This is a genomic window from Citrobacter sp. BDA59-3 (assembly GCF_015167655.1).
Lineage (GTDB): Bacteria > Pseudomonadota > Gammaproteobacteria > Enterobacterales > Enterobacteriaceae > Phytobacter > Phytobacter diazotrophicus.
This window is the reverse complement of sequence record NZ_CP063427.1, coordinates 3302528-3328073: the sequence shown is the minus strand read 5'-3', so window position 1 is coordinate 3328073 and position 25546 is coordinate 3302528. Positions and strand designations below refer to the sequence as shown.

Annotated in this window: 27 protein-coding genes; 23 read left to right on the top strand and 4 right to left on the bottom strand. The window is 52.6% G+C overall.

Annotation, left to right across the window (positions count from 1 at the left end):
- Nucleotides 1-158: 158 nt before the first annotated feature.
- Complete coding sequence (gene rluC / locus IP582_RS15655; protein ID WP_193793745.1) at nt 159-1115, top strand: 23S rRNA pseudouridine(955/2504/2580) synthase RluC; 957 nt, start codon at nt 159-161, stop codon at nt 1113-1115.
- A gap of 36 nt (nt 1116-1151) precedes the next feature.
- Here the strand turns inward: rluC and IP582_RS15650 are convergent, their stop codons facing one another.
- Together IP582_RS15650 and IP582_RS15645 are read right to left on the bottom strand one after the other, a co-directional pair.
- Nucleotides 1152-2399, bottom strand: a complete 1248-nt coding sequence (locus IP582_RS15650; RefSeq protein WP_228007904.1) for an MFS transporter — start codon at nt 2397-2399, stop codon at nt 1152-1154.
- A gap of 40 nt (nt 2400-2439) precedes the next feature.
- Nucleotides 2440-3024, bottom strand: a complete 585-nt coding sequence (locus IP582_RS15645; RefSeq protein WP_041851731.1) for a nucleoside triphosphate pyrophosphatase — start codon at nt 3022-3024, stop codon at nt 2440-2442.
- A gap of 141 nt (nt 3025-3165) precedes the next feature.
- Here IP582_RS15645 and yceD point away from each other — a divergent pair, with 141 nt between their 5' ends.
- The 14 genes from yceD to ptsG all read left to right on the top strand — a co-directional run bounded on the left by yceD (nt 3166) and on the right by ptsG (nt 15518).
- Nucleotides 3166-3687 carry a 23S rRNA accumulation protein YceD gene (gene yceD / locus IP582_RS15640; protein ID WP_041851730.1) on the top strand — a complete coding sequence of 174 codons (522 nt, stop codon included), beginning with the start codon at nt 3166-3168 and terminating at the stop codon, nt 3685-3687.
- Nucleotides 3688-3738: 51 nt separating this feature from the next.
- A complete protein-coding gene (gene rpmF / locus IP582_RS15635) occupies nt 3739-3912 on the top strand; it encodes a 50S ribosomal protein L32 (protein ID WP_020457446.1) in 174 nt (57 codons plus the stop codon).
- Nucleotides 3913-3976: 64 nt separating this feature from the next.
- Nucleotides 3977-5011, top strand: coding sequence for a phosphate acyltransferase PlsX (plsX, locus tag IP582_RS15630; RefSeq protein WP_072039780.1), 1035 nt, complete (start codon nt 3977-3979; stop codon nt 5009-5011).
- Between the two features lie 6 nt (nt 5012-5017).
- A complete protein-coding gene (locus IP582_RS15625) occupies nt 5018-5971 on the top strand; it encodes a beta-ketoacyl-ACP synthase III (protein WP_193793744.1) in 954 nt (317 codons plus the stop codon).
- A 16-nt stretch (nt 5972-5987) separates the two neighbouring features.
- Nucleotides 5988-6917, top strand: coding sequence for an ACP S-malonyltransferase (gene fabD / locus IP582_RS15620; protein WP_193793743.1), 930 nt, complete (start codon nt 5988-5990; stop codon nt 6915-6917).
- 12 nt (nt 6918-6929) lie between these two features.
- Nucleotides 6930-7664 (top strand): 3-oxoacyl-ACP reductase FabG, encoded by a 735-nt coding sequence (fabG, locus tag IP582_RS15615; RefSeq protein WP_041851726.1) that lies wholly within the window; start codon nt 6930-6932, stop codon nt 7662-7664.
- 154 nt (nt 7665-7818) lie between these two features.
- The gene (gene acpP, locus IP582_RS15610; protein WP_000103754.1) at nt 7819-8055 is read left to right on the top strand and encodes an acyl carrier protein; all 237 of its coding nucleotides are present in this window, start codon (nt 7819-7821) and stop codon (nt 8053-8055) included.
- Between the two features lie 89 nt (nt 8056-8144).
- Entirely contained in the window at nt 8145-9386 is a 1242-nt protein-coding gene (fabF, locus tag IP582_RS15605) for a beta-ketoacyl-ACP synthase II (RefSeq protein WP_041851725.1), read from the top strand.
- A 127-nt stretch (nt 9387-9513) separates the two neighbouring features.
- Nucleotides 9514-10329 (top strand): aminodeoxychorismate lyase, encoded by an 816-nt coding sequence (pabC, locus tag IP582_RS15600; RefSeq protein ID WP_193793742.1) that lies wholly within the window; start codon nt 9514-9516, stop codon nt 10327-10329.
- The gene (gene yceG, locus IP582_RS15595; protein WP_193793741.1) at nt 10326-11348 is read left to right on the top strand and encodes a cell division protein YceG; all 1023 of its coding nucleotides are present in this window, start codon (nt 10326-10328) and stop codon (nt 11346-11348) included. The genes pabC and yceG overlap by 4 nt, the downstream gene beginning before the upstream one ends.
- Complete coding sequence (tmk, locus tag IP582_RS15590; RefSeq protein ID WP_193793740.1) at nt 11338-11979, top strand: dTMP kinase; 642 nt, start codon at nt 11338-11340, stop codon at nt 11977-11979. The genes yceG and tmk overlap by 11 nt, the downstream gene beginning before the upstream one ends.
- Nucleotides 11976-12980, top strand: a complete 1005-nt coding sequence (gene holB, locus IP582_RS15585) for a DNA polymerase III subunit delta' (RefSeq protein ID WP_193793739.1) — start codon at nt 11976-11978, stop codon at nt 12978-12980. Before tmk ends, holB begins: the two co-directional genes overlap by 4 nt.
- 10 nt (nt 12981-12990) lie before the next feature.
- Nucleotides 12991-13785 carry a metal-dependent hydrolase gene (locus IP582_RS15580; RefSeq protein WP_193793738.1) on the top strand — a complete coding sequence of 265 codons (795 nt, stop codon included), beginning with the start codon at nt 12991-12993 and terminating at the stop codon, nt 13783-13785.
- Nucleotides 13786-14084: 299 nt separating this feature from the next.
- On the top strand, nt 14085-15518 hold the full coding sequence (ptsG, locus tag IP582_RS15575) for a PTS glucose transporter subunit IIBC (RefSeq protein ID WP_041851719.1): 1434 nt from the start codon (nt 14085-14087) through the stop codon (nt 15516-15518).
- Nucleotides 15519-15698: 180 nt separating this feature from the next.
- Here the strand turns inward: ptsG and fhuE are convergent, their stop codons facing one another.
- Nucleotides 15699-17879, bottom strand: coding sequence for a ferric-rhodotorulic acid/ferric-coprogen receptor FhuE (fhuE, locus tag IP582_RS15570; protein WP_193793737.1), 2181 nt, complete (start codon nt 17877-17879; stop codon nt 15699-15701).
- Nucleotides 17880-18214: 335 nt separating this feature from the next.
- Between fhuE and hinT the strand changes: the two genes are divergently transcribed.
- From hinT to IP582_RS15530, 8 genes are all read left to right on the top strand, one after another.
- Nucleotides 18215-18574 carry a purine nucleoside phosphoramidase gene (gene hinT, locus IP582_RS15565; protein ID WP_090087896.1) on the top strand — a complete coding sequence of 120 codons (360 nt, stop codon included), beginning with the start codon at nt 18215-18217 and terminating at the stop codon, nt 18572-18574.
- A 1-nt stretch (nt 18575) separates the two neighbouring features.
- Complete coding sequence (locus IP582_RS15560; protein ID WP_193793736.1) at nt 18576-18950, top strand: YcfL family protein; 375 nt, start codon at nt 18576-18578, stop codon at nt 18948-18950.
- 10 nt (nt 18951-18960) lie between these two features.
- Nucleotides 18961-19623, top strand: coding sequence for a penicillin-binding protein activator LpoB (gene lpoB / locus IP582_RS15555; RefSeq protein WP_041851715.1), 663 nt, complete (start codon nt 18961-18963; stop codon nt 19621-19623).
- A 4-nt stretch (nt 19624-19627) separates the two neighbouring features.
- Nucleotides 19628-20428: a thiamine kinase gene (gene thiK / locus IP582_RS15550; RefSeq protein WP_370551773.1), complete on the top strand. Its 801-nt coding sequence runs from the start codon at nt 19628-19630 to the stop codon at nt 20426-20428.
- A gap of 2 nt (nt 20429-20430) precedes the next feature.
- Nucleotides 20431-21456, top strand: coding sequence for a beta-N-acetylhexosaminidase (gene nagZ, locus IP582_RS15545; RefSeq protein ID WP_193796289.1), 1026 nt, complete (start codon nt 20431-20433; stop codon nt 21454-21456).
- A gap of 39 nt (nt 21457-21495) precedes the next feature.
- The gene (gene ycfP, locus IP582_RS15540) at nt 21496-22038 is read left to right on the top strand and encodes an alpha/beta hydrolase YcfP (protein ID WP_041851713.1); all 543 of its coding nucleotides are present in this window, start codon (nt 21496-21498) and stop codon (nt 22036-22038) included.
- Nucleotides 22039-22309: 271 nt separating this feature from the next.
- Nucleotides 22310-23614: an NAD(P)/FAD-dependent oxidoreductase gene (locus IP582_RS15535; RefSeq protein ID WP_041851712.1), complete on the top strand. Its 1305-nt coding sequence runs from the start codon at nt 22310-22312 to the stop codon at nt 23612-23614.
- Nucleotides 23615-23809: 195 nt separating this feature from the next.
- Entirely contained in the window at nt 23810-24349 is a 540-nt protein-coding gene (locus IP582_RS15530) for a glycine zipper 2TM domain-containing protein (protein WP_041851711.1), read from the top strand.
- A gap of 466 nt (nt 24350-24815) precedes the next feature.
- On the opposite strand, the gene IP582_RS15525 is transcribed toward IP582_RS15530, so the two are convergent.
- On the bottom strand, nt 24816-25448 hold the full coding sequence (locus IP582_RS15525) for a TetR/AcrR family transcriptional regulator (RefSeq protein WP_193793734.1): 633 nt from the start codon (nt 25446-25448) through the stop codon (nt 24816-24818).
- Nucleotides 25449-25546 lie beyond the last annotated feature (98 nt).

The following is a 25546-nucleotide window of genomic DNA, read 5'->3' as shown; positions in this document are numbered from 1 at the left end:
ATCACCCGGTTACTCACAGTTTTTTCACTTTTGCCTGGCGATTGGTTTAATAACCGCCAAAACGTCTGTGTCGAACGAAGCAGACCAGGATCAAAAGTAAATATAAGCATATAAAAATGAGTGGCGCTATTCATCGACGCTATTTAGAATCGCCTCCCATGAAAACTGAGACTCCTTCCGTAAAAATTGTTGCTATCGCCGATGACGAAGCGGGGCAACGCATCGATAACTTTTTACGCACCCAACTGAAAGGTGTGCCAAAAAGTATGATTTACCGCATCTTGCGTAAAGGCGAAGTCCGCGTGAATAAAAAACGCGTGAAGCCGGAATATAAGCTGGAAGCGGGCGATGAAGTGCGTATTCCACCTGTCCGCGTTGCGGAACGGGAAGAGGAAGCGGTTTCGCCGCACCTGCAAAAAGTTGCCGCGCTGAGCGACGTCATTCTTTATGAAGATGAACATATCCTGGTGCTGAATAAACCCTCTGGCACTGCGGTTCACGGCGGTAGTGGGCTAAGTTTCGGCGTCATTGAAGGGCTGCGCGCATTACGTCCGCAAGCGCGTTTTCTGGAACTGGTGCACCGTCTGGATCGAGACACCTCCGGTGTGCTGCTGGTCGCCAAAAAACGTTCCGCGCTGCGTTCCCTGCATGAGCAGTTGCGTGATAAAGGCATGCAGAAAGATTATCTGGCGCTGGTGCGCGGCCAGTGGCAGTCCCACGTCAAAGTGGTGCAGGCGCCGCTGTTGAAAAATATTCTCCAAAGCGGTGAGCGTATTGTACGCGTGAACCAGGAAGGAAAGCCGTCAGAAACCCGCTTTAAAGTCGAAGAGCGTTATGAAGCCGCGACACTGGTCCGTTGTAGCCCGGTGACGGGTCGTACGCATCAAATTCGCGTCCATACCCAATATGCGGGTCATCCTATTGCCTTTGACGATCGATATGGTGATCGTGAGTTTGATAAACAACTGGCAGGCACCGGGTTAACACGGCTGTTTCTGCATGCCGCGGCGTTGAAGTTTACCCACCCCAATACCGGCGAAACTATTCGTATAGAAGCACCGCTGGACGATCAGCTCAAGCGTTGTCTGCAAGTGCTACGCAACAACAAAGCATAAGTAAGGGCGGTCATGGTGACCGCCTTTCTTTTTATGTTATGCGCGAGTCGGTTTAAGCGGCACCGCAGTGTTCTTTTCCTTAATAGGCAGATTGACCAGCGCGGCCAGTAGGGCCAGGGCGATATCTGCATACCATACCCAGTCGAGATTCCCTGCATATTGCATGGCCAGTCCACCCAGCCATGCGCCAAAGAAAGCGCCGACCTGATGTGAAAACAAGGTAAAGCCAAACAGTGTCGCCAGATAACGGGTTCCAAACAACTTACCAACAATACCTGCCGTTGGCGGCACGGTAGCAAGCCAGGTTAATCCTATCGCACAGGCGAAGAGATAGAATGCCAGCGTCGTTTTTGGTGACAGCAAAAAAGCGATAATCAGTATTGCACGGGACGCGTATAGCACGGCGAGGATATATTTCATCGGGAATCGCTTGCCGAGAAACCCCGCGAAAATACTGCCTGCGATATTACAAAGTCCGATCAGCGAAAGGCTAATGGCAGAGACAGAGGCATCGTGTCCACACAGGCTAACTTCACTCGGCAAATGCGTAGTGAGAAACGCCACGTGGAAGCCACAGGTCAAAAAACCGGCATGCAGAAGCAAATAGCTAGGATGACGAAAGGCCGCGCGAATTTGCTGTTTAAGCCCCGGATCGTCTGATACTGCAGGTTGAGTCAGCGTGGGGGAAGGTTTTTCGCTTTTCCGACACAGAAACCACGATGGAATTATTGTCGACAGCGCGGCGAGGGCCAGGAAAACCAGTCCTGTGGCGACACCACGCAGACTGACAATAAACTGTATTAGCGGGGCGAAGATAAATTGCCCCATCGAGCCACCGGCGTTAATCATACCGCTGGCAACGGAGCCTTTATCAGATGGCAATCTTCCCGCGACGATGCCGATTAATACAGAGAAGCTACCCGCGGCGGCGCCAGCCGGGCTTAATAGTCCCTGTGCGAGCGTCAGCGGTAAAAAAGAGGACGCCCACAGTGTGCCAAGCTGCCCCAACGCTATAAGGACAGCACCGATGACCAACACGTTGAAAGCACCGCGCTTATCCGCCCACGCCCCAAACAGTGGCTGAAATGCGCCCCACATCAGTTGGCCTATTGCCAGTGCCATACTGACTTCGGCAATGCTCATTGTGGTGGAGTGCACAATAGGGTGCACAAACAGCCCCACCGTCTGCCGTACACCCATGGTTATCATTAAAATCAGACTGGCCAGGGCAACCAGCGACCACAGCCCCGCTGACGGTTCTTGAGATACGCGACGTTTCACCACCGGGGCTTCCTTACATAACCTCTGTACATGAGTAGATTTATTAGCGCGATAGCGGGTTACAGCCTTCCCGGCGCAGCATCTGGCACAGCGCAATCAGCGGCAGGCCAACCAGCGTATTCGGATCGCGCCCTTCCAGGCGGTCAAAAAGCGCAATCCCAAGACCTTCACTCTTAAAGCTTCCCGCACAGTGCAGGGGGTTTTCTTTACGCACGTAGTCTTCTATTTCCTGGGCACTCAGGTGGCGAAAATGCACATCGAAAGGTTCGCACTCGGTTTGTAAATGACCCGTTGCGGAATTAAACAGCGCCAGCCCGGTATAAAATGTCACAATATTTCCGCTGGCCCGGGTTAATTGCTGACGTGCATTTTCTTCGGTCAGCGGCTTGCCGGTAATTTCACCTTCCAGCATGCACACTTGATCAGATCCAATAATCAAATGATGGGGAAAGCGTTGGGCCAGCGATTGCGCTTTCTCTTGCGCAAGTCGCAGCACGAGGTGGCGGGGGGACTCGCCGGGTTGTGGGGTTTCGTCGGTCAGTGGCGCGGCACATTCGAACGCCAGCCCGAGCTTCTCTAATAACGCACGACGCCAGGGCGATGTCGATGCAAGAACAATATCTGACATATTTTTTTCACCAAATATGGCTTAACCATGACAGGCATTTTAAACTGTAGGCCGCAATGTGTGCGAATTATTGGCAAAAGGCAACCTCAGGCTGCCTTTTTCTTTGACTCTATGACGTTACAAAGTTAATATGCGCGCCCTATGCAAAAGGTAAAATTACCCCTGACTCTCGATCCGGTTCGCACGGCTCAGAAACGCCTTGATTATGAGGGCATCTATCTGCCCAATCAGGTTGAGCGTGTCGCCGAATCTGTAGTCAGTGTGGACAGTGATGTGGAATGCTCCATTTCGTTCGCCATCGACAACCAACGCCTCGCGGTTATAACCGGCGATGCGAAAGTGACGGTGTCCCTCGAATGCCAGCGTTGCGGCAAGCCGTTTACCCATCAGGTTCACACAACATATTGTTTTAGTCCTGTCCGTTCAGACGAACAGGCTGAAGCACTGCCGGAAGCGTATGAACCGATTGAGGTTAACGACTTCGGTGAAATCGATCTGCTGGCGATGGTTGAAGATGAAATCATCCTCTCCTTGCCTGTAGTTCCGGTGCATGATTCTGAACACTGTGAAGTGTCCGAGGCGGACATGGTCTTTGGTGAACTGCCTGATGAAGCGCAAAAGCCAAACCCATTTGCCGTATTAGCCAGCTTAAAGCGTAAGTAATAGGTTTTCCCCGCTCAAACGGGGGTAAATCGTAATTAAGGAGTAAGGTCCATGGCCGTACAACAGAATAAACCAACCCGTTCCAAACGTGGCATGCGTCGTTCTCATGACGCGCTGACCGCAGTCACCAGCTTGTCTGTAGACAAAACCTCTGGTGAAACCCACCTGCGTCACCACGTTACCGCCGACGGTTTCTACCGCGGTCGCAAGGTAATCACTAAGTAATCACGCGCAAGCGTGATCAAACTTAGTGAGGATTTCCCCGTGAAAGCGGGGATTTACCGATACCTTGACTCGTCTAACCCTGGCGTTAGATGTCATGGGGGGCGATTTTGGCCCTTCCGTGACAGTGCCTGCAGCTTTGCAGGCACTGAACTCTAATTCGCATCTTAATCTTCTTTTAGTCGGCGATCCCGACGCTATCACACCATTGCTCGCCAAAGCTGATTTCGAGCAACGCTCGCGTTTGCTTGTTATTCCCGCACAGTCAGTTATTGCCAGCGATGCGCGCCCCTCGCAAGCTGTCCGCAACAGTCGCGGCAGTTCAATGCGGATGGCGCTGGAGCTTGTAAAAGAAGGTCGTGCCGAGGCCTGCGTCAGTGCCGGTAATACCGGCGCGCTGATGGGGCTGGCTAAAATGTTGCTCAAACCCATTGAGGGCATTGAGCGTCCCGCGCTGGTGACTGTTTTACCGCACCAGCAGAAAGGGAAAACGGTGGTGCTCGATTTAGGCGCCAACGTCGACTGCGATGGCAAGATGCTGGCGCAGTTTGCAGTAATGGGTGCGGTGATGGCAGAAGAAGTTTTGGAGATCGCTAACCCCCGCGTGGCGCTTCTGAACATTGGTGAAGAAGAGACCAAAGGCCATGACAACATTCGCGATGCTGCAGCGATTTTAAAAGCGGTTCCGACGATTAACTATATTGGTTATCTGGAAGCGAACGAATTACTCACCGGTAAAACGGATGTACTGGTTTGTGACGGTTTTACGGGAAACGTCACATTAAAAACGATGGAAGGTGTTGTCAGAGTGTTTCTTTCGCTGCTGAAATCTCAGGGTGAAGGGAAAAAACGGTCGTGGTGGCTGATTTTATTAAAGCGTTGGTTACAAAAAAGCCTGAGCAGGCGATTCAGTCACCTCAACCCCGACCAGTATAATGGCGCCTGTCTGTTAGGATTGCGCGGCACGGTGATTAAGAGTCATGGTGCTGCCAATCAGCGAGCATTTACCGTCGCGATTGAACAGGCAGTGCAGGCGGTGCAGCGGCAAGTTCCCCGGCGAATTGCCGCTCGCCTGGAATCTGTGTTACCGGAAAAAGACTGAGCGTACATGTATACGAAGATTATTGGTACCGGCAGCTATCTGCCTGAACAAGTGCGAACTAACGCCGACCTGGAAAAAATGGTGGATACGTCTGACGAGTGGATTGTCACCCGCACAGGTATTCGTGAACGCCGTATTGCTGCGCCAGATGAAACCGTCTCCACCATGGGGTTTGAAGCTGCAAAGCGCGCCCTGGAAATGGCAGGTATCAGCACGGATGAGATTGGTCTGATTATTGTCGCTACCACCTCCGCAACGCATGCATTCCCTAGCGCCGCATGTCAGGTGCAGAACATGTTAGGCGTGAAAGGCTGCCCGGCATTTGATGTTGCTGCTGCCTGCGCGGGTTTCACCTATGCGCTTAGCATCGCCGATCAATATGTAAAATCGGGCGCGGTGAAAAATGCGCTGGTGATCGGTTCTGACGTTCTGGCGCGTACCTGCGACCCGGAAGATCGTGGCACCATTATTATTTTTGGCGATGGCGCGGGCGCAGTTGTGCTCGGCGCATCCGAAGAGCCGGGTATCATCTCTACGCATCTGCATGCTGACGGTAGTTACGGCGAACTGTTAACGCTGCCGAATGCCGATCGTGTGCATCCAGAGAGTCCTATTTTCCTGACAATGGCAGGAAACGAAGTCTTTAAAGTGGCGGTGACTGAGCTTTCTCGCATCGTCGACGAAACCCTCGAAGCGAATAATTTGCAGCGCAGCGAGCTGAACTGGCTGGTGCCGCATCAGGCAAATCTGCGCATTATCAGCGCGACAGCCAAAAAACTGGGCATGTCGCTCGATAACGTGGTGGTGACACTCGATCGTCACGGTAATACTTCTGCGGCGTCTGTCCCTTGTGCGCTGGATGAAGCGGTTCGCGACGGGCGCATTCAGCGCGGCCAATTGATTCTGCTGGAAGCCTTTGGTGGTGGTTTCACCTGGGGCTCTGCGCTGGTTCGTTTCTAGTACTAAGGATAAAAACATGACGCAATTTGCATTTGTGTTCCCGGGACAGGGCTCTCAAACCGTGGGTATGTTAGCTGACATGGCAGCAACTCACCCGGTTGTTGAAGAGACATTCCGTGAAGCCTCTGCGGCACTTGGCTACGATCTGTGGGCCCTTGTTCAACAAGGGCCGGCGGAAGAGTTGAATAAAACCTGGCAGACGCAGCCTGCATTGTTGACGGCTTCCGTTGCCTTATGGCGTGTGTGGCAGCAACAGGGCGGTAAAACCCCTGCGTTGATGGCCGGCCACAGCCTGGGCGAGTACTCTGCACTGGTCTGTGCAGGTGTTATCACGTTTGCAGACGCGGTGCGTCTGGTCGAACTGCGCGGTAAATTCATGCAGGAAGCCGTGCCGGAAGGTACTGGTGCTATGGCGGCAATTATCGGTCTGGATGATGCGTCTATTGCCAAAGCATGTGAAGAGTCCGCGCAAGGGCAGGTTGTTTCTCCGGTAAACTATAATTCTCCGGGCCAGGTTGTTATCGCCGGCCACAAAGATGCGGTTGATCGTGCGGGTGCTGCCTGTAAAGCTGCTGGCGCGAAGCGCGCGCTGCCGCTGCCGGTCAGTGTGCCATCCCACTGTGCGCTGATGAAACCTGCTGCAGAGAAACTGGCGACGGAATTAGAAAAAATCACGTTCAGCGCCCCGCAGGTTCCGGTTGTAAACAATGTTGATGTGAAATGCGAAACGTCGCCGGAAGCAATTCGTCACGCGCTGGTGCGTCAGCTTTACAGCCCGGTGCAATGGACCAAAAGCGTTGAATTTATGGCATCACAGGGCGTTGAGCACCTGTATGAAGTTGGCCCAGGTAAAGTGCTTACCGGTCTGACAAAACGTATTGTTGATACCCTGACAGCGTCTGCGCTTAATGAGCCAGCCGCGCTGTCAGAGGCACTTGCGCAATAAAAGAGGAAAACCATGAGTTTTGAAGGAAAAGTCGCGCTTGTTACCGGCGCGAGCCGTGGCATTGGCCGCGCAATCGCGGAAGCCCTTGTTGCTCGTGGCGCGAAGGTTATCGGTACTGCAACCAGCGAAAATGGCGCTCAGGCTATTAGTGATTATTTAGGTGCCAACGGTAAAGGTCTGATGTTGAATGTGACCGATCCTGCATCTATTGAATCTGTGCTGGAAAACATTCGTGCCGGGTTTGGCGAAGTTGATATCCTGGTCAATAATGCCGGTATCACTCGCGATAACCTGTTAATGCGCATGAAAGATGACGAGTGGAACGATATTATCGAAACTAACCTGTCATCGGTTTTCCGTCTGTCAAAAGCGGTGATGCGCGCTATGATGAAAAAGCGTCATGGTCGTATCATCACTATCGGTTCTGTGGTTGGTACCATGGGAAATGCTGGTCAGGCAAACTACGCTGCGGCGAAGGCGGGTCTGATTGGTTTCAGTAAATCGCTGGCGCGAGAAGTCGCATCACGCGGGATTACTGTGAACGTTGTTGCTCCGGGCTTTATTGAAACGGACATGACGCGTGCGCTGACCGAAGATCAGCGTGCGGGTATTCTGGCGCAAGTTCCAGCGGGTCGCCTTGGCGGTGCTCAGGAAATCGCCAGCGCGGTTGCATTTTTAGCCTCTGACGAAGCGGGTTACATCACTGGTGAGACCCTGCACGTCAACGGCGGAATGTATATGGTTTAACCACGATTAAAATTATTTGCGTTATTAGGGCGAAAGGCCTCAAAATAGCGTAAAATCGTGGTACGAACTGCCGGGATTTAGTTGCAAATTTTTCAACATTTTATACACTACGAAAACCATCGCGAAAGCGAGTTTTGATAGGAAATTTAAGAGTATGAGCACTATCGAAGAACGCGTTAAGAAAATTATCGGCGAGCAGCTGGGCGTTAAGCAGGAAGAAGTTACCAACAATGCTTCCTTCGTTGAAGACCTGGGCGCTGATTCTCTTGACACCGTTGAGCTGGTAATGGCTCTGGAAGAAGAGTTTGATACTGAGATTCCGGACGAAGAAGCTGAGAAAATCACCACCGTTCAGGCTGCCATTGATTACATCAACGGTCACCAGGCGTAAGTGAACATCTCCAGGCGGTCATTCGACCGCCTGAGTTTTATCTTTTATCCCCCTAATCTTAATCTTTTTTCCCTCCCTGGAGGACAACCGTGTCTAAGCGTCGTGTAGTTGTGACCGGACTGGGCATGTTGTCTCCTGTCGGCAATACCGTAGAGTCTACCTGGAAAGCTCTCCTTGCCGGTCAGAGTGGCATCAGCCTGATCGACCATTTCGATACTAGCGCCTACGCAACGAAATTTGCTGGCTTAGTAAAGGACTTTAACTGTGAAGACATCATCTCGCGTAAAGAACAGCGCAAGATGGATGACTTTATTCAATATGGAATTGTCGCTGGCGTTCAGGCCATGCAGGATTCTGGCCTTGAAGTGACGGAAGAGAACGCAACCCGCATCGGTGCCGCTATTGGTTCCGGTATTGGTGGTCTCGGCCTGATTGAGGAAAACCACAGTTCTTTAGTGAATGGTGGCCCGCGTAAAATCAGCCCGTTCTTCGTCCCGTCGACGATTGTTAATATGGTGGCCGGTCACCTGACCATCATGTTTGGCCTCCGCGGCCCAAGTATTTCGATTGCCACAGCCTGTACATCTGGTGTGCATAATATCGGCCATGCTGCACGCATGATCGCCTATGGCGATGCGGATGCGATGCTTGCCGGTGGCGCAGAAAAAGCGAGTACCCCGCTGGGCGTGGGTGGCTTTGGTGCGGCACGTGCGCTTTCTACACGCAACGATAATCCTCAGGCTGCGAGCCGTCCGTGGGATCAGGACCGTGATGGTTTTGTTCTTGGCGATGGCGCAGGCATTATCATGCTTGAAGAGTATGAGCACGCGAAAAAACGTGGTGCGAAAATTTATGCGGAAATCGTTGGTTTCGGCATGAGTAGCGATGCTTACCACATGACTTCTCCGCCGGAAAACGGTGCGGGTGCTGCTGATGCGATGGTCAACGCCATTCGTGATGCGGGCCTTGAACCTGGCCAAATCGGTTATGTAAACGCCCATGGCACATCGACCCCGGCGGGTGACAAAGCTGAAGCGCAGGCGGTTAAATCCGTGTTTGGTGATGCAGCAAGCCGCATTATGGTTAGCTCTACCAAATCTATGACGGGCCACCTGCTGGGTGCTGCGGGCGCGGTAGAGTCTATCTTCTCTATCCTTGCACTGCGCGACCAGGCTGTTCCGCCGACCATCAACCTGGATAACCCGTCTGAGGGTTGCGATCTGGATTTCGTTCCGCACGAAGCCCGTCAGGTAAATGGTCTGGAGTACACGCTGTGTAACTCTTTTGGCTTTGGTGGTACTAACGGCTCCCTGATCTTCAAAAAGGTCTGAGTGTAGCGCTGTTTATTACCCCAGCCTGTAAAAAGGTCCGCACTGCGGGCCTTTTTTATTCAGTTTTCTCCGCTTGTCCTGCGCAGAGTGTCCTGCCACACTAATCAGCCACGCATAAGGAGCCTCTATGTTGTTGATTAATGGTTGCGAGCAGACATTTCTTGCCGCAAATGACAGAGCGACTCAGTTTGGCGACGGCTGTTTCACGACGGCGCGTATCGACAACGGCACTATCAGTCTGTTGGCTGAACATCTGCATCGTCTGAAACTCGCCTGTGACAGGCTCTTTATCCCTTTTAACCAGTGGGAAACACTGGAAGACGAAATGCGTCGTCTCGCCTCGGGAAGGACAAGTGGAGTCCTGAAAGCAATTATCAGCCGGGGCGGTGGTGGACGTGGTTATAGCGGAGCCGGGTGCCAGAGTCCGACGCGTATTCTCAGCGTTTCTGCGTATCCGACGCATTACGCTCGCTGGCGAGAAGAGGGGGTTACGCTGTCACTTAGCCCGGTACGTCTGGGGCGCAACCCGCATCTTGCCGGTATTAAACATCTCAATCGGCTGGAGCAAGTCCTGATCCGCCGTTATCTTGAGCAATCTCATGGTGACGAGGCGCTGGTTCTTGACAGTGAAGGGTGGATTACGGAATGCTGTGCCGCGAATATTTTCTGGCGCAAAGGCCACGATGTATTTACCCCAAACCTGAGTCAGGCTGGCGTTGATGGCATCATGCGACAATTTTGTCTGCGCCAACTGGCATCTTCCGACTATCGCGTTGTCGAAATCAATGCGTCGCCAGATGCACTTAACACTGCTGATGAAGTCATCATCTGTAATGCATTAATGCCCATGATCCCCGTGCGCGCGTGGGAGGGCATAAGCTGGACTTCCCGGGAGTTGTACCAATTTTTAGCCCCTCTTTGTGAGCATCCGATATCGTCATGAAAAAAATGTTGCGCGTTGTATTTCTCCTTCTGCTGGTCCTGGTGATTGCGGCAGGCGCGGGTATATGGAAAGTTCGCCAGTTGGCCGACAGTAAGCTCCTCATTAAAGAGGAGACTATTTTTACACTGGAAGCAGGAACCGGGCGCGTTGCGTTGGGTGAACAGCTTTATAGCGAGAAGGTGATTAACCGCCCGCGCGTTTTCCAGTGGTTGCTGCGCGTGGAGCCTGATCTTTCGCACTTTAAAGCCGGTACCTATCGGTTTACCCCTACTATGACGGTGCGTGACATGCTCCAGTTGCTGGAAAGCGGCAAAGAGGCGCAGTTCCCACTCCGTCTGGTTGAAGGGATGCGGTTAAGTGATTATCTGCAGCAACTGCGTGACGCACCCTATATCAAGCACACCCTGAAAGATGATGAATACGCGACGGTTGCGAAGGCGCTGGATTTCGAGCATGCGGACTGGGTGGAAGGGTGGTTCTGGCCGGATACCTGGATGTATACCGCAAATACCACGGATATTGCACTGCTAAAGCGTGCGCACCAAAAAATGGTGCGGGCGATTGATCAGGCGTGGGAAGGGCGTATGGAGGGGTTACCCTACCAGGATAAAAACCAGATGGTGACGCTGGCGTCTATCATCGAGAAAGAGACGGCGGTGGCCAGCGAGCGCGATAAGGTCGCATCGGTCTTTATTAACCGTTTGCGAATTGGGATGCGACTACAAACGGATCCCACCGTGATTTACGGGATGGGGGAGCGGTATAATGGTAAGTTGTCACGTACCGACCTGGAAACGCCAACGCCGTACAATACCTATATCATCAGCGGCCTGCCGCCGGGCCCGATTGCCACGCCTGGCGAAGCCTCATTGAAAGCCGCGGCGCACCCGGCAAAAACGCCGTATCTCTATTTTGTCGCTGATGGCAAGGGTGGTCACACATTTAACACCAATCTCGCGAGCCACAATCGGTCAGTGCAGGACTATTTAAAAGTACTTAAGGAAAAAAATGGGCAGTAAATACATCGTCATTGAAGGGCTCGAAGGGGCAGGAAAAACCACCGCGCGTGATGTCGTGGTCGACACGCTACGTCAACTGGGCGTAGAGGAGATGGTTTTCACCCGCGAGCCGGGCGGTACGCAACTGGCAGAAAAACTGCGCAGCCTGGTACTGGATATTCGTTCTGTTGGCGATGAGACGATTACGGTTAAGGCCGAAGTATTAATGTTTTATGCTGCCCGCGTTCAATTGGTGGAGACGGTGATTAAACCGGCACTGGCCAACGGAAGTTGGGTGATTGGCGATCGTCACGACCTCTCTACACAAGCCTATCAGGGCGGTGGACGTGGCGTTGACCAGACCATGCTGGCAACATTGCGCGACGCGGTGTTGGGTGATTTCCGCCCGGACCTGACGCTTTATCTGGACGTGACGCCCGAAGTCGGACTCAAGCGCGCCCGTGCTCGCGGTGAGCTGGACCGCATTGAACAGGAATCTCTGGATTTCTTCAACCGCACACGTGCCCGCTACCTTGAGCTGGCGGCGGCAGATGACAGCATTCGCACCATCGACGCCACGCAATCGCTCGAATACGTGGTGGCGGATATCCGCCAGACCGTCACCGCCTGGGTGCAGGAGCAGGGCGCATGAGATGGTACCCGTGGCTGCGAGCGGATTATGAGCAACTGGTCGCCAGTTATCATGCCGGTCGCGGACATCATGCCTTGCTGGTCCACGCGCTACCGGGAATGGGTGACGATGCGCTGATCTATGCGCTGAGCCGTTATCTGCTTTGCCAGCATCCGGAAAATGCCAAAAGCTGCGGCCATTGCCGGGGCTGCCAGTTAATGCAGGCGGGGACGCATCCGGATTATTACCCGTTAGCACCAGAAAAGGGCAAGGCCACGCTCGGGATCGACGCGGTGCGCGAGGTCAGTGAAAAACTGTATGAACACGCCCGTCTTGGCGGCGCTAAAGTGGTCTGGATTCAGGACGCCGCGCTTTTAACAGACGCCGCGGCAAATGCCCTGCTCAAAACGCTGGAAGAGCCGCCGAAAGAGACCTGGTTTTTTATGAGCTGTCGCGAACCGGCGCGCTTACTGGCAACCTTGCGTAGCCGCTGTCGGATACATCACCTCGCACCGCCTGCTGAGAACTATGCCTGCGCCTGGCTTGCTCGCGAGCACAGCGCGTCACAAGAGACCATTGTCAGCGCATTACGCCTGTGTGGCGGCGCACCCGGTGCGGCTGAGCAACTGCTGCAGGCGGACAACCTCGCACCGCGTCAGGCGCTGTGTCAGTGCCTTGGGCAGATACTCAATAATGGCGACTGGCTTTCGCTACTGGCGACATTGAACCACGAACAGGTGGCCGAACGCCTGCACTGGCTGGCGACACTGCTGCTCGATGCCCTCAAGGTTCAGCAGGGCGCAACATTGCTGACGAATATGGATGCGATAATGCTGGTGCGCCAGCTTGCCAGCCAGTTTAATGGCGAACGCCTGCAAGCCTGCCTTCACGCGGCGGTAGAATGCCGCGAACAGTTGATGACTGTAGTGGGCGTCAACCGTGAATTGTTATTGACCGACCTTTTATTACGCATTGAGCGTTACCTGCAACCCGGCGCTACGTTGCCCGGACAGCATTTCTAAGAGAGAGATTATGTTTTTAGTCGACTCCCATTGCCATCTTGATGGCCTGGATTATCAGTCGTTACATACGGATGTTAATGACGCGCTAGAAAAAGCCGCGGCCCGCGACGTGAAATTCTTCCTCGCCGTGGCGACGACACTGCCGGGTTACCGCAGTATGCGCGACCTGGTGGGAGAGCGTAGCGATGTGGCTTTTTCCTGCGGCGTACATCCGCTCAATCAGGATGAAGACTATGCGGTGGAAGATTTACGCCGCATGGCCGCAGAAGAAGGCGTTGTGGCAATGGGTGAAACGGGTCTGGACTATTATTACACGCCGGAAACCAAAGCCCGCCAGCAAGCGTCGTTTCGTGATCATATCCGTATTGGTCGTGAACTGAATAAGCCGGTAATTGTTCACACCCGTGATGCGCGGGCAGATACGCTGGCTATCCTTCGCGAAGAAAAGGTGACGGATTGCGGAGGCGTACTACACTGTTTTACGGAAGACAGGGAAACGGCAGGTCAGTTATTAGATCTGGGCTTCTATATTTCGTTTTCCGGGATCGTCACCTTCCGTAACGCGGAGCAATTGCGTGATGCGGCGCGTTACGTTCCGCTCGATCGTTTGCTGGTGGAGACAGATTCACCTTATCTGGCACCGGTTCCTCATCGCGGTAAAGAAAACCAACCGGCGTATGTCCGGGATGTTGCTGAATACATGGCAGTTTTGAAGGGCGTTTCGGTCGATGAACTGGCGCAACAAACCACAGAAAACTTCGCCAAACTGTTCCATATCGATCCGGCCCGCCTGCAATCCCTCTGAATTTTCAGCTTATTTTAGTGCTCGTAATTAATAAGTAATGAGAGTAAAGTTCACCGCCACAAAAGAGGCGGTGAACGCTTTTTTTGACACATTCGGTAATGGGTTTTGTAAATCTATGAAAGTTTTTCCTCTGGCGCTAACTGAAACGTGATAGCCGTCAAACAAACTTATGCGGATTTATTTTACTCTGTGTAATAAATAAAGGGCACTTAGATGTCCTGTTCACAGCACGGTTCTCCCCCCGTGCCAATGCGCAAAAAGCGTAAAAAAAGCACAAATACTCAGGAGCACTCTCAATTATGTTTAAGAATGCATTTGCTAACCTGCAGAAGGTCGGTAAATCGCTGATGCTGCCGGTATCCGTACTGCCTATCGCAGGTATCCTGCTGGGCGTCGGGTCTGCTAACTTCAGCTGGCTGCCAGAAGTGGTTTCTCACGTAATGGCCGAAGCAGGCGGTTCTGTTTTTGCTAACATGCCGCTGATCTTCGCTATCGGTGTTGCTCTTGGCTTCACCAATAACGATGGCGTATCTGGTCTTGCTGCTGTGGTGGCCTACGGCATCATGGTGAAAACCATGTCCGTGGTTGCACCTCTGGTACTGCATTTACCTGCAGAAGAAATCGCGGCTAAACACCTGGCAGATACCGGTGTCCTCGGTGGTATCATCGCCGGTGCCATCGCTGCGTATATGTTTAACCGTTTCTACCGTATCAAGCTGCCTGAGTATCTGGGCTTCTTCGCCGGTAAGCGTTTTGTTCCGATTATCTCCGGTCTGGCCGCTATTATCTTCGGTGTTGTTCTGTCCTTCATTTGGCCACCGATTGGTACTGCTATTCAGGAATTCTCTCAATGGGCTGCCTACCAGAACCCGGTTGTTGCGTTCGGTATCTACGGCTTCATCGAGCGCTGCCTGGTACCGTTTGGTCTGCACCACATCTGGAACGTTCCTTTCCAGATGCAGATCGGCGAATTCACCAACGCTGCAGGCCAGGTATTCCACGGCGATATCCCGCGTTACATGGCAGGCGACCCGACTGCGGGCAAACTGTCTGGCGGCTTCCTGTTCAAAATGTATGGCCTGCCGGCTGCTGCTATCGCGATTTGGCACTCTGCTAAACCAGAGAACCGCGCGAAAGTGGGCGGTATCATGATCTCCGCAGCGTTGACCTCGTTCCTGACCGGTATCACCGAGCCGATCGAGTTCTCCTTCATGTTCGTTGCGCCGATCCTGTACGCAATCCATGCGATTCTGGCTGGTCTGGCATTCCCGATCTGTATCCTGCTGGGTATGCGTGACGGTACGTCCTTCTCTCACGGCCTGATCGACTTCATCGTCCTGTCCGGTAACGGCAGCAAACTGTGGTTGTTCCCGGTTGTAGGTCTGTGCTACGCAGCGATTTACTACACCGTGTTCCGCGTACTGATTAAAGCGCTGGATCTGAAAACCCCGGGTCGTGAAGATGCGTCCGAAGAGTCTAAAGCTGGCGCAACCAGCGAAATGGCTCCGGCACTGGTCGCTGCGTTCGGCGGTAAAGAAAACATCACTAACCTGGATGCTTGCATCACTCGTCTGCGCGTTAGCGTTGCCGATGTGGCAAAAGTTGACCAGCCTGGTCTGAAAAAACTGGGCGCGGCAGGTGTGGTGGTTGCTGGTTCTGGTGTACAGGCAATTTTCGGTACTAAATCCGATAACCTGAAAACCGAAATGGATGAGTACATCCGTAGCAACTAAGCCGTAAAGTCTGGGGAGACTGAGGCAGCCGAAAGGCTGCCTTTTTTACGTTTAAGGGTTTTACATTTAAGGCAAATGAGACAAGAAGGTCATCTGTCACGTCAGAAAGGTGAAGGGCAATGAGATATAAAAAGCCCGTCAGCGAACTAACGGGCAGGGGGTAGCATCTGAACACCGTCATCAGAAGCTATAGCTGGCGCTGAGGGAGAAATTACGCGGTGCGCCGTAGACGGTATAGCTGCCTACATAATCGTAGTACTCACGGTCAAACACATTGTTCAGGTTTGCCTGGACGGCGAAATCTTTAGTGACCTGATAGCGCCCGAACAGATTCACCAGTGCATAGCTGCCTTGTTCTGCGCGCTGGGTATCTGACACGTCGGTCCAGACTTTGTTCTGCCAGTTAACCCCTCCGCCGATTGTTAACTCAGGCAGTGCCGGCAACTGATAGCGGGTAAACAACTTCATGGTGGTTCGCGGTTGATCGGAACTGACTGCCTTGCCCTGTTTGTCTTCGGCAATAAAGCGAGTCGCACCGAAGGTTAACTGCCAGTTATCGGTCAGCGCACCGTTCAGCTCAAACTCGATACCTTTACTGACGACGCCATCCAGAGATTCATAGATAGACTCCCCGCCAGGCATGTAAGTGTACGTATTACTGGCGATACCGTCTTGCTCTATACGGAACACGGCAATAGATGTTGTCAGGCGGGTGCTAAACCAGTCTGCTTTCACACCCGCTTCATAGCTTTTACCGGTGGTTGGATCGAGATAGCGCCCGGATGCGTCACGTTTGTCCTGCGGCTGGAAGATCTCGGTATAGCTGGCGTATGCGGACCAGTCCTCATTGATGTCATAGACCAGACCTGCATACGGTGTGACATCGTCTTTGGTACTTTCAAGCCGGGTAGAAGGTGAACCTGACGGGTTGTAGCGAATATTGTATTCGGTATAACGTGCGCCCACGATCAGGTGCAGTGGATCGGCCAGCGAGACGCGCGCCGAGGTGTAGGCAGAGGACTGACGAATATCGTCCTTGCTATACAGCGCCCATGCTGTCCATGCCGGATCGGCAATATTACCACTCCAGCCGCTGTTGAATGAGCCCACATCGACAATCGTCCCAGGCGTGTCCGGCAGGGAATTGTCATAATGGTTACGCTGGCGGCTGTAGCTTGCGCCGAACATCAACTCTTGCTGGCGGCCAAACAGGTCAAAACCGCCACGCATGAAGGCATCAATGGCATCCTGTTTACGCTCACCACGGTTCCAGCCGCCGTAACCGACCATTCCCAGGCCTGTGGCTTCATCCGGATAACCGTACATATACATCGTTTTGGTATCGAAATTGGTTTCCGCATGCATACCGTTAACATGCGCTTCCCAGCCATTGCCAAAACGCTGTGTCAGATTGGCGAAGACTTTGGTGTTGTCTTTATCGGAATAGGCCCAGTTTGGCGCAACGGTTGTGCTGCGGTCATATTTCGCTTTGCTGCCATCGGCGTACCAGGTCGGCAGACCGCCCCAGGTGGGGCTGTCAGTCTGGCTTTCCTGATACTCATATCCCAGTGATAAGGTGGTGCTGTCGGTTACGTCAGCATCAACAACACCGTAGATGAATTTCTTGCGGTAGTGGTATGTGTCCACCCAACTGTCATTATCCTGGTAACCGGTAATGACGCGGCCACGCACTTTTCCCGATTCGGTCAGCGGAGCCTGCAGATCAAGGATATAACGTTGTTTATCCCAGCTACCGTAAGTGGCGGACACGTTACCTTTGAATTCAGTGCTATCCGCATGCTTACGCACCATGTTGACATAGGCCGCCGGGTTACCAGTACCGGACATCAGACCCGTCGCGCCACGTACCACTTCAATGCGGTCATAGATGGCGGTATCGGCGGCGGTGTCGCCAAAGTTCCAGACTTCACTAATGGAGGTTGGAAGATCGTCGTAGGCGTAGTTACTGACAAAGAAGCCGCGTGAATAAAACACGGTGCGATCGCTGTCCTGTACCTGCGCGGTGACGCCGGTAGTATTAGTCAATACTTGCCCGATTGAGTTCAGGTTCTGATCCTGCATACGCTGTTGACTGATAACGCTTACCGACTGCGGGATATCGCGCGGTACGAGCAGCAGTTTAGTGCCGGTGGTGGTGGTCTGAACGCTGTAGTCCTGGTCCTGGTGGGTATCGCTTTGGTCGCCGGATGCGCCTTCAACAATAACGGTTTCATCAGTGCCGGATGTGGATGCTGCAAAACCTGTGGTTGGTGTCAACGCGAAGCCAATACAAACGGCCAGTAATGATGGCGCGCTGTTAAACGGACGCTGCTCATTCCTGGCGTTAATGGTGAAAGACATTATTAACCCTTAATGGTGTGTGAACGGGATTGTCCGGATCGCGATGCATTGTCGGCGTCCGGTCTGTTTTTATTTTTCAGTTAATAAATGCACATGAAAATGCAAATGCGAAATATACGCATTCATAATTGAGATGTAAACAGATGTAATATTCGTGGCTGAGTGGTTGATTTAACGCGGTTATGGGTAAGGGTTGGTTATAACACCACCAGCCAGTGGCGAAATCTTGAAGAAAAAGAGCGTTATAGTTGAAACAGCCGGAGAATCTCGCTCATACTCTACACTGTATCTCGTGATGGGGCGGTTTCGCCCGCGCGTATAAAAAGGAAAACGTCATGGCCGAAGAAACCATTTTTAGTAAGATTATCCGTCGGGAAATTCCGTCGGACATCGTCTATCAGGATGAATTAGTTACCGCTTTCCGTGATATCTCTCCCCAGGCTCCGACGCATGTTCTGATTGTGCCGAATATCCTCATTCCTACCGCTAATGACATTACCGAAGCGCATGAACAGGCGATGGGACGGATGATGACCGTAGCGGCAAAAATTGCCCGTGCTGAGGGCATTGCGGAAGATGGTTATCGCCTCATCATGAACTGTAACCGCCACGGCGGACAGGAAGTCTGGCATATCCATATGCATTTGTTGGGTGGTCGCCCCTTAGGCCCGATGCTGGCACATAAAGGCGAGTGATATGATCAACGGACGCGTTGCACTTCTGGTGACGGCCCTGGCGTTAGTCGGCTGTGGCTCGCGTCCTGCGATCCCGGTGGCCAACGATCAAACGCTGGTGATGGAAACCAATGTTCTGGCTGCAGGTATCACCGCTGACTCCCCCACGCTGAGCACGCAGGAAATCCAGCCCTCTGCCTCGTCTCGCCTGTTCAATGAACGCGCGCAGCCGGTAACCATCAATTACCGTTTTTACTGGTACGACGCCAGAGGCCTGGAAATGCACCCGCTCGAAGAACCGCGTAGGATCACGATCCCGGCGCACTCCGCTGTCACACTTTATGGAAATGCAAATTTCCTGGGTGCGCACAAGGTCAGACTTTATCTCTATCTATAAGGGGTGAAAATTGATTAAAACATTAGGACGTTTCGCGCTGCTGGCCACAGTGGCCGTTATCCTTTCCGGGTGTATTACGCGCGGCGAGCAAGAACCCGCGCCAGTTGAACAAGCGAACCCAACGCCACAACAGCCTGTTCCGCAGCAACCGCAGCCGTCACAACCTGTACCGACGGTGCCGTCTGTTCCGTCGATCCCGGAGCAACCTGGGCCAATCGAACACCCTGATCAAACGACTCAGCCGACGCCGCGTGAACGTCACTATGACTGGAACAGCGCCGTACAGCCGATGATGGGGAAAATGTTGCAGGCGAGCGGAGCCTCGGCGGGTAACGTACTGCTCGTTGACAGTGTGAACAACCGGACAAACGGTTCGGTGAACACCAGCGAAGCAACTGAAACCCTGCGCAGCGCGCTGACCAATAATGGCAAGTTTACGCTGGTTTCGGCGCAGCAACTGTCAATTGCCAAGCAGCAACTGGGCTTGTCACCGCAGGATAGTCTCGGTACACGCAGTAAAGCTATCGGTATTGCCCGCAATGTAGGAGCCCAGTACGTGCTGTATTCCAGTGCGACAGGTAATGCCAATGCGCCGACGCTGCAAATGCAACTGATGCTGGTGCAGACTGGCGAAATTGTCTGGTCAGGTAAAGGTGCGGTTCAGCAACAATAATCTTATGCGTGACGCGCTGTTGTCACGCTATTTCCCGCATTATGCTCCCGTCGAAAGCCAGGATACTGGCCTGAGTGGCGGGAGCTGTCTTATCAGCAACGGTCGTCATCGTCTGGTTTTACGTCAACAGCATCAGGCGACATCGTCCCCCTTTCTACGCCAGTATCGCGCGCTTAAACGATTACCGCGTCACATCGCGCCGCAACCGCACTTCTTCGCTAAAGGCTGGATGGCGGTAGATTATATTCCGGGCGATGTACAAAGCAGTTTGCCGGATAGCCATAACCTGGCGGCCTTACTGTATGATCTGCATCGCTGTCCTCCCTTTGGCTGGCGTCTTAACCTGTTGCCTTTACTGGAAACGTACTGGCAGCAATGTTTGCCGTCGCGCCGTACATTGTTCTGGCTGCAGCAATTAAAAGCACGCAGGCGCCAGGGCGAACCGCTACCCTTGCGACTGGCTCCATTACATATGGATGTCCATGCGGGTAACCTGGTGCACAGCCAGGACGGGTTGCGGTTGATCGACTGGGAGTATGCCGGTGACGGTGATATCGCGATGGAGCTGGCAGGTGTCTGGACCGGGAGTGAGCATCAGCGCCGTGAACTGGTGGCTGAATACGCACGCTGTGCCATGCTCGATGAAACGCAATTATGGCGCCAGGTCGCTCGCTGGCGCCCGTGGATAGCAATGCTGATGGCGGGCTGGTTTGAATGCCGTTTGCAGCAGACGGGCGATCAACAATTTATAACGCTGGCCGATGATGCATGGCGCCAGTTAAAGATGAAAGGAAAAGAGAGGTGAGTGTGGGTCCGGTCATGTTAGATGTGCAAGGCTACGAACTGGATGCGGAAGAGCGCGAAATTCTGGCGCATCCGCTGGTGGGTGGCCTGATTCTGTTTACCCGCAATTATCACGATCCGGCGCAGTTGCGCGAACTGGTCCGCCAGATCCGCGTCGCGTCGCATCATCGTCTGGTGGTCGCGGTCGATCAGGAAGGGGGGCGGGTCCAGCGTTTTCGTGAAGGATTTACCCAACTGCCGGCAGCACAATCTTTTGCAGCACTGCTGGGAATGGAAGAGGGCGGCAGAGTGGCAGAAGAGGCGGGCTGGCTGATGGCAAGCGAGATGATTGCGATGGATATCGACATCAGTTTCGCGCCCGTGCTTGATGTGGGCCATATCAGCGCGGCGATTGGCGAACGCTCTTACCATGAAGATCCGGTAAAAGCGCACTCTATCGCAGGACGTTTCATTGATGGTATGCACAGTGCGGGCATGAAAACCACCGGTAAGCATTTTCCGGGACATGGTGCTGTGACGGCCGATTCACATAAAGAGACGCCGCGCGATCCGCGTGCTCAGGCGGAGATCCGCAGCAAAGATATGGCGGTATTCCGCACGTTGATTGAACAGGGCAAGCTGGATGCGATTATGCCTGCGCACGTTATTTATACGGATGCGGATTCGCGCCCGGCCAGCGGTTCTCCCTACTGGCTGAAAACAGTGCTGCGTGGTGAACTCAATTTTGATGGCGTGATTTTTTCAGACGATTTATCGATGGAAGGCGCGGCGATCATGGGCAGCTATGCTGAGCGTGGACAGGCATCGCTGGATGCAGGTTGCGATATGATCCTGGTCTGTAATAATCGTAAGGGCGCAGTGAGTGTGTTGGATAACCTGTCGCCGATCAAAGCAGAGCGTGTTGCGAAATTGTATCATAAAGGTTCATTTTCCCGTCAGGAATTGCTGAGTTCCGAACGCTGGAAGGCTGCCAACCGTGAACTGGAGCAACTCCACGCGCGTTGGCAGGAATACAAGTCGGCTCAGTGAACCTTTGTAGGCTGGGTACTGGAGTAGGGTGAGGATACAATGATCATCTATTTGCACGGTTTTGACTCAAACAGTCCTGGAAATCATGAGAAGGTGTTGCAGCTGCAATTTATCGATCCGGACGTCAGGTTGATCAGTTACAGCACGCGTCATCCGAAGCATGATATGCAGCATTTGTTAAAAGAGGTGGACAAAATGCTGCAGCTAAACGTGGATGAACGGCCGCTCATTTGCGGCGTGGGGCTGGGAGGATACTGGGCGGAGCGCATTGGTTTCCTGTGCGACATTCGGCAGGTTATGTTCAACCCTAATTTGTTCCCGTTTGAGAACATGGAAGGCAAGATCGACCGGCCGGAAGAGTACCTCGACATTGCCACCAAGTGTGTGTCGAACTTTCGCGAGAAAAATCGCGATCGCTGTCTGGCTATCCTTTCTCGCCGTGATGAAGCGCTGGACAGCCAGCGTTCATCGGACGTTCTGCACCATTACTATGAAATTGTCTGGGACGAAGAACAGACGCACAAGTTTAAAAATATCTCGCCGCACCTGCAGCGAATTAAAGCTTTTAAAACACTCGGTTAATCCCCTCAGCCCGACACTCGTCGGGCTTTGTTTTGCTGCCTTTGCCCCCATGTTTTAGCGCACGTTTTAGCCCAGTTTGTTTCATAGCAACTACACTTGTTCATCTTTTAGGCATCAAAACTTGATGCATATCAATTTTGGTATGACCAATGCACCGTTCATGTTATTCTCACTGACATCATTTGGTTTTCATGATGTAACTTGTTGTTAATTAAGAGTTATATTTATAACTTTTAATTAACAATTGGTTAATAATTTTGAGGGGGTCACGTTGACTACACCATTGAAGAAAATTGTGATTGTTGGCGGTGGTGCTGGCGGGCTTGAACTGGCGACACAGTTGGGTAAAAAATTGGGCCGCGGTAAAAAAGCGAAGGTTACGCTGGTGGATCGCAACCACAGCCACCTGTGGAAACCACTGTTGCACGAAGTGGCAACAGGGTCGCTGGATGAAGGCGTTGATGCGCTGAGCTACCTGGCGCATGCGCGTAATCACCATTTCCAGTTCCAGTTGGGCTCGGTGGTTGATATCAATCGCGAAGCGAAGACCATCACTCTGGCAGAGTTGCGTGACGAGAAAGGCGAACTGCTGGTGCCTGAACGTAAGCTGGCGTACGACACGCTGGTAATGGCGTTAGGCAGTACTTCGAATGACTTCAACACCCCTGGCGTGAAAGAGCACTGCATTTTCCTCGATAACCCGCATCAGGCACGCCGTTTCCACCAGGAGATGCTGAACCTGTTCCTGAAATACTCTGCCAGCCTCGGGGCAAACGGCAAAGTGAACATCGCTATCGTCGGTGGTGGTGCAACGGGAGTAGAGCTCTCTGCCGAATTACATAACGCGGTAAAACAGTTACATAGCTATGGCTATAAAGGTCTGACCAATGAAGCGCTGAACGTGACGCTGGTGGAAGCGGGTGAGCGTATTTTGCCTGCGTTGCCGCCGCGTATTTCCGGAGCTGCGCACAATGAGCTGACCAAAATGGGCGTGCGTGTTCTGACTAAAACTATGGTTACCAGCGCCGATGAAGGCGGTCTTCATACTAAAGACGGTGAATACATCAAAGCCGACCTGATGGTTTGGGCGGCGGGTATCAAAGCGCCGGACTTTATGAAAGAGATAGGCGGCCTGGAAACGAACCGTATTAACCAGTTAGTCGTTGAGCCGACACTGCAAACTACCCGTGATGCGGACATTTATGCCATTGGCGACTGTGCTTCATGCGCGCGTCCGGAAGGGGGCTTTGTGCCACCGCGCGCTCAGGCTGCGCACCAGATGGCCAGCCTCGCGCTGCACAACATCCTGGCGCAAATGAAAGGTAAACCGACGAAGTCCTATGTCTATAAAGATCACGGATCGTTGGTTTCACTTTCCAACTTCTCGACCGTGGGGAGCCTGATGGGTAACCTGATGCGTGGGTCCATGATGATTGAAGGGCGTATTGCACGCTTTGTTTATATCTCACTGTACCGCATGCATCAGATTGCGCTGCATGGTTACTTCAAGACGGGGTTAATGATGCTGGTCGGCAGCATTAACCGTGTGATCCGTCCCCGCCTGAAATTGCATTAATTTGCCTGACTGCTCTCCTGCATAGCGTTGCAGGGGAGCAGTACATCCTTCTGTCATACAGTCAGTATATGCTCGGATAACTCCGAATCATGCTGGATTCTCCCTAATCTCTCCTTTTTTCCTCTCATTCCGATTGGCTTCGTACACTCCCAAGTTGCAAAATTGTTACGAATAGCAAACCAGGGAGGAAATCCTGTGAATAAATCAATGTTAGCGGGTATCGGTATTGGCGTGGCCGCTGCTCTGGGTGTCGCAGCGGTTGCAAGTATGAATGTCTTCAATCGCGGGCCGCAGTATGCGCAGGTGGTTTCCGCCACGCCAATCAAAGAATCCATCAAAACACCGCGTCAGGAGTGTCGTAATGTCACGATGACGCATCGTCGTCCGGTGCAGGATGAAAATCGTCTGACCGGTTCTGTACTGGGTGCTGTTGCCGGTGGGGTTATCGGTCATCAGTTCGGCGGGGGTCGTGGTCGCGATGTCGCCACGGTCGTCGGCGCGCTGGGCGGTGGCTACGCCGGGAACCAGGTCCAGGGCGAGATGCAGGCAAGGGATACATACACCACCACTGAGCAACGTTGTAAAACGGTGTATGACAAATCGGAAAAAATGCTGGGGTATGACGTCACTTACAAAATTGGCGACCAGCAAGGGAAGATCCGCATGGATAAAGACCCTGGAACCCAGATCCCACTGGATGACAACGGTCAGCTTATTTTGAATAACAAAGCCTAAAATAGCAGTACTGTACCCATTGGCTCCTCAATTGCTCAGGCTGAGGAGCCTTTTTTACAGGCCGAAGATTCAGATAAGATCGTGCTGGCGATAGAGCAGAAAGCCGGTAATGACCACAGAGATGAACGCGAATAAAACCGAACCACCACATACAACCCAGAGCCCGAATAACAATGTTATTACTATTAGCACTTTAAGTAATGGTAATAGCAAAATCATTTCCATTTTCCTTCTGAATGTGAATAGTCAGCCAAAGTACATAAATTCCGTATATACAATAAGATAGCGTAGGGTTAGAACAATCAGTTCGCTTATGTCGTCATCCTGACGTTTATGGTTCTTTTACGACTAATGGTTAGCAGCGAAATAATTCCTGTTTAATATTAGCAAAGCGGCAAAAACGACATGCTGTTTTCACCTATTAATATAATAGGTGAAAACGATAATTATTGCTAAGGAGGGCAAATCAGGATGTGATCAACTGGGGCCATAAACGCAGAGTGGTCGCGGAAATTTGCAGCAATTTCTCACAACTTGCTCCTTCACGGGCGCTGATAGACATGCCCTGCAGCACACAGCTTAAAAACTGCGCCAGTTCCTGAACGTCCGCGTGAGTGGGGATTTCCCCCCGTTGCTGACGTTGTAGCAAAAACTTGAGCAACAGTTGTTCCTGCTGCGCATGGCGTGACTTAATGGTCTGCGCAATTGCCTGCGAAGAGGCGGCCAGCGTCGCGGAGGTGTTGATCAGAAAACAGCCCGCCGGGGTTTCAGTGCTGGTAAAGCAGTGTGCCACCGCCGTGAAGTAATCTTTTAACGCCTGCCCCAGCGGTTTATCGTCGCATAACAACTGGGCTTCATGTTTTGCTGCAAAAAGCGAGATGTAGCGATCCAGCACTGCACGGAACAGGCCTTCTTTATTCGTAAATTCCGCATACAGCGTCGGTGCTTTCGCGCCCGTTGCCTCTACGAGATCTGATAATGACGTGGCTTCGTAGCCATGCTGCCAGAATAATGCCATGGCCTTATCAAGCGCCACTTCCCTGTCGAACACTTTCGGACGGCCACGGCTTTTTTTCATACAAGTGACTTCACTGGTCATAGTGCCGTTCAACCTTTGTTGGTTTGTTGAACAATCATTATAAAAATAAATGCTGTCAGACACCAGAGGCAAAATAGCACAAATTAATAAATTCTATC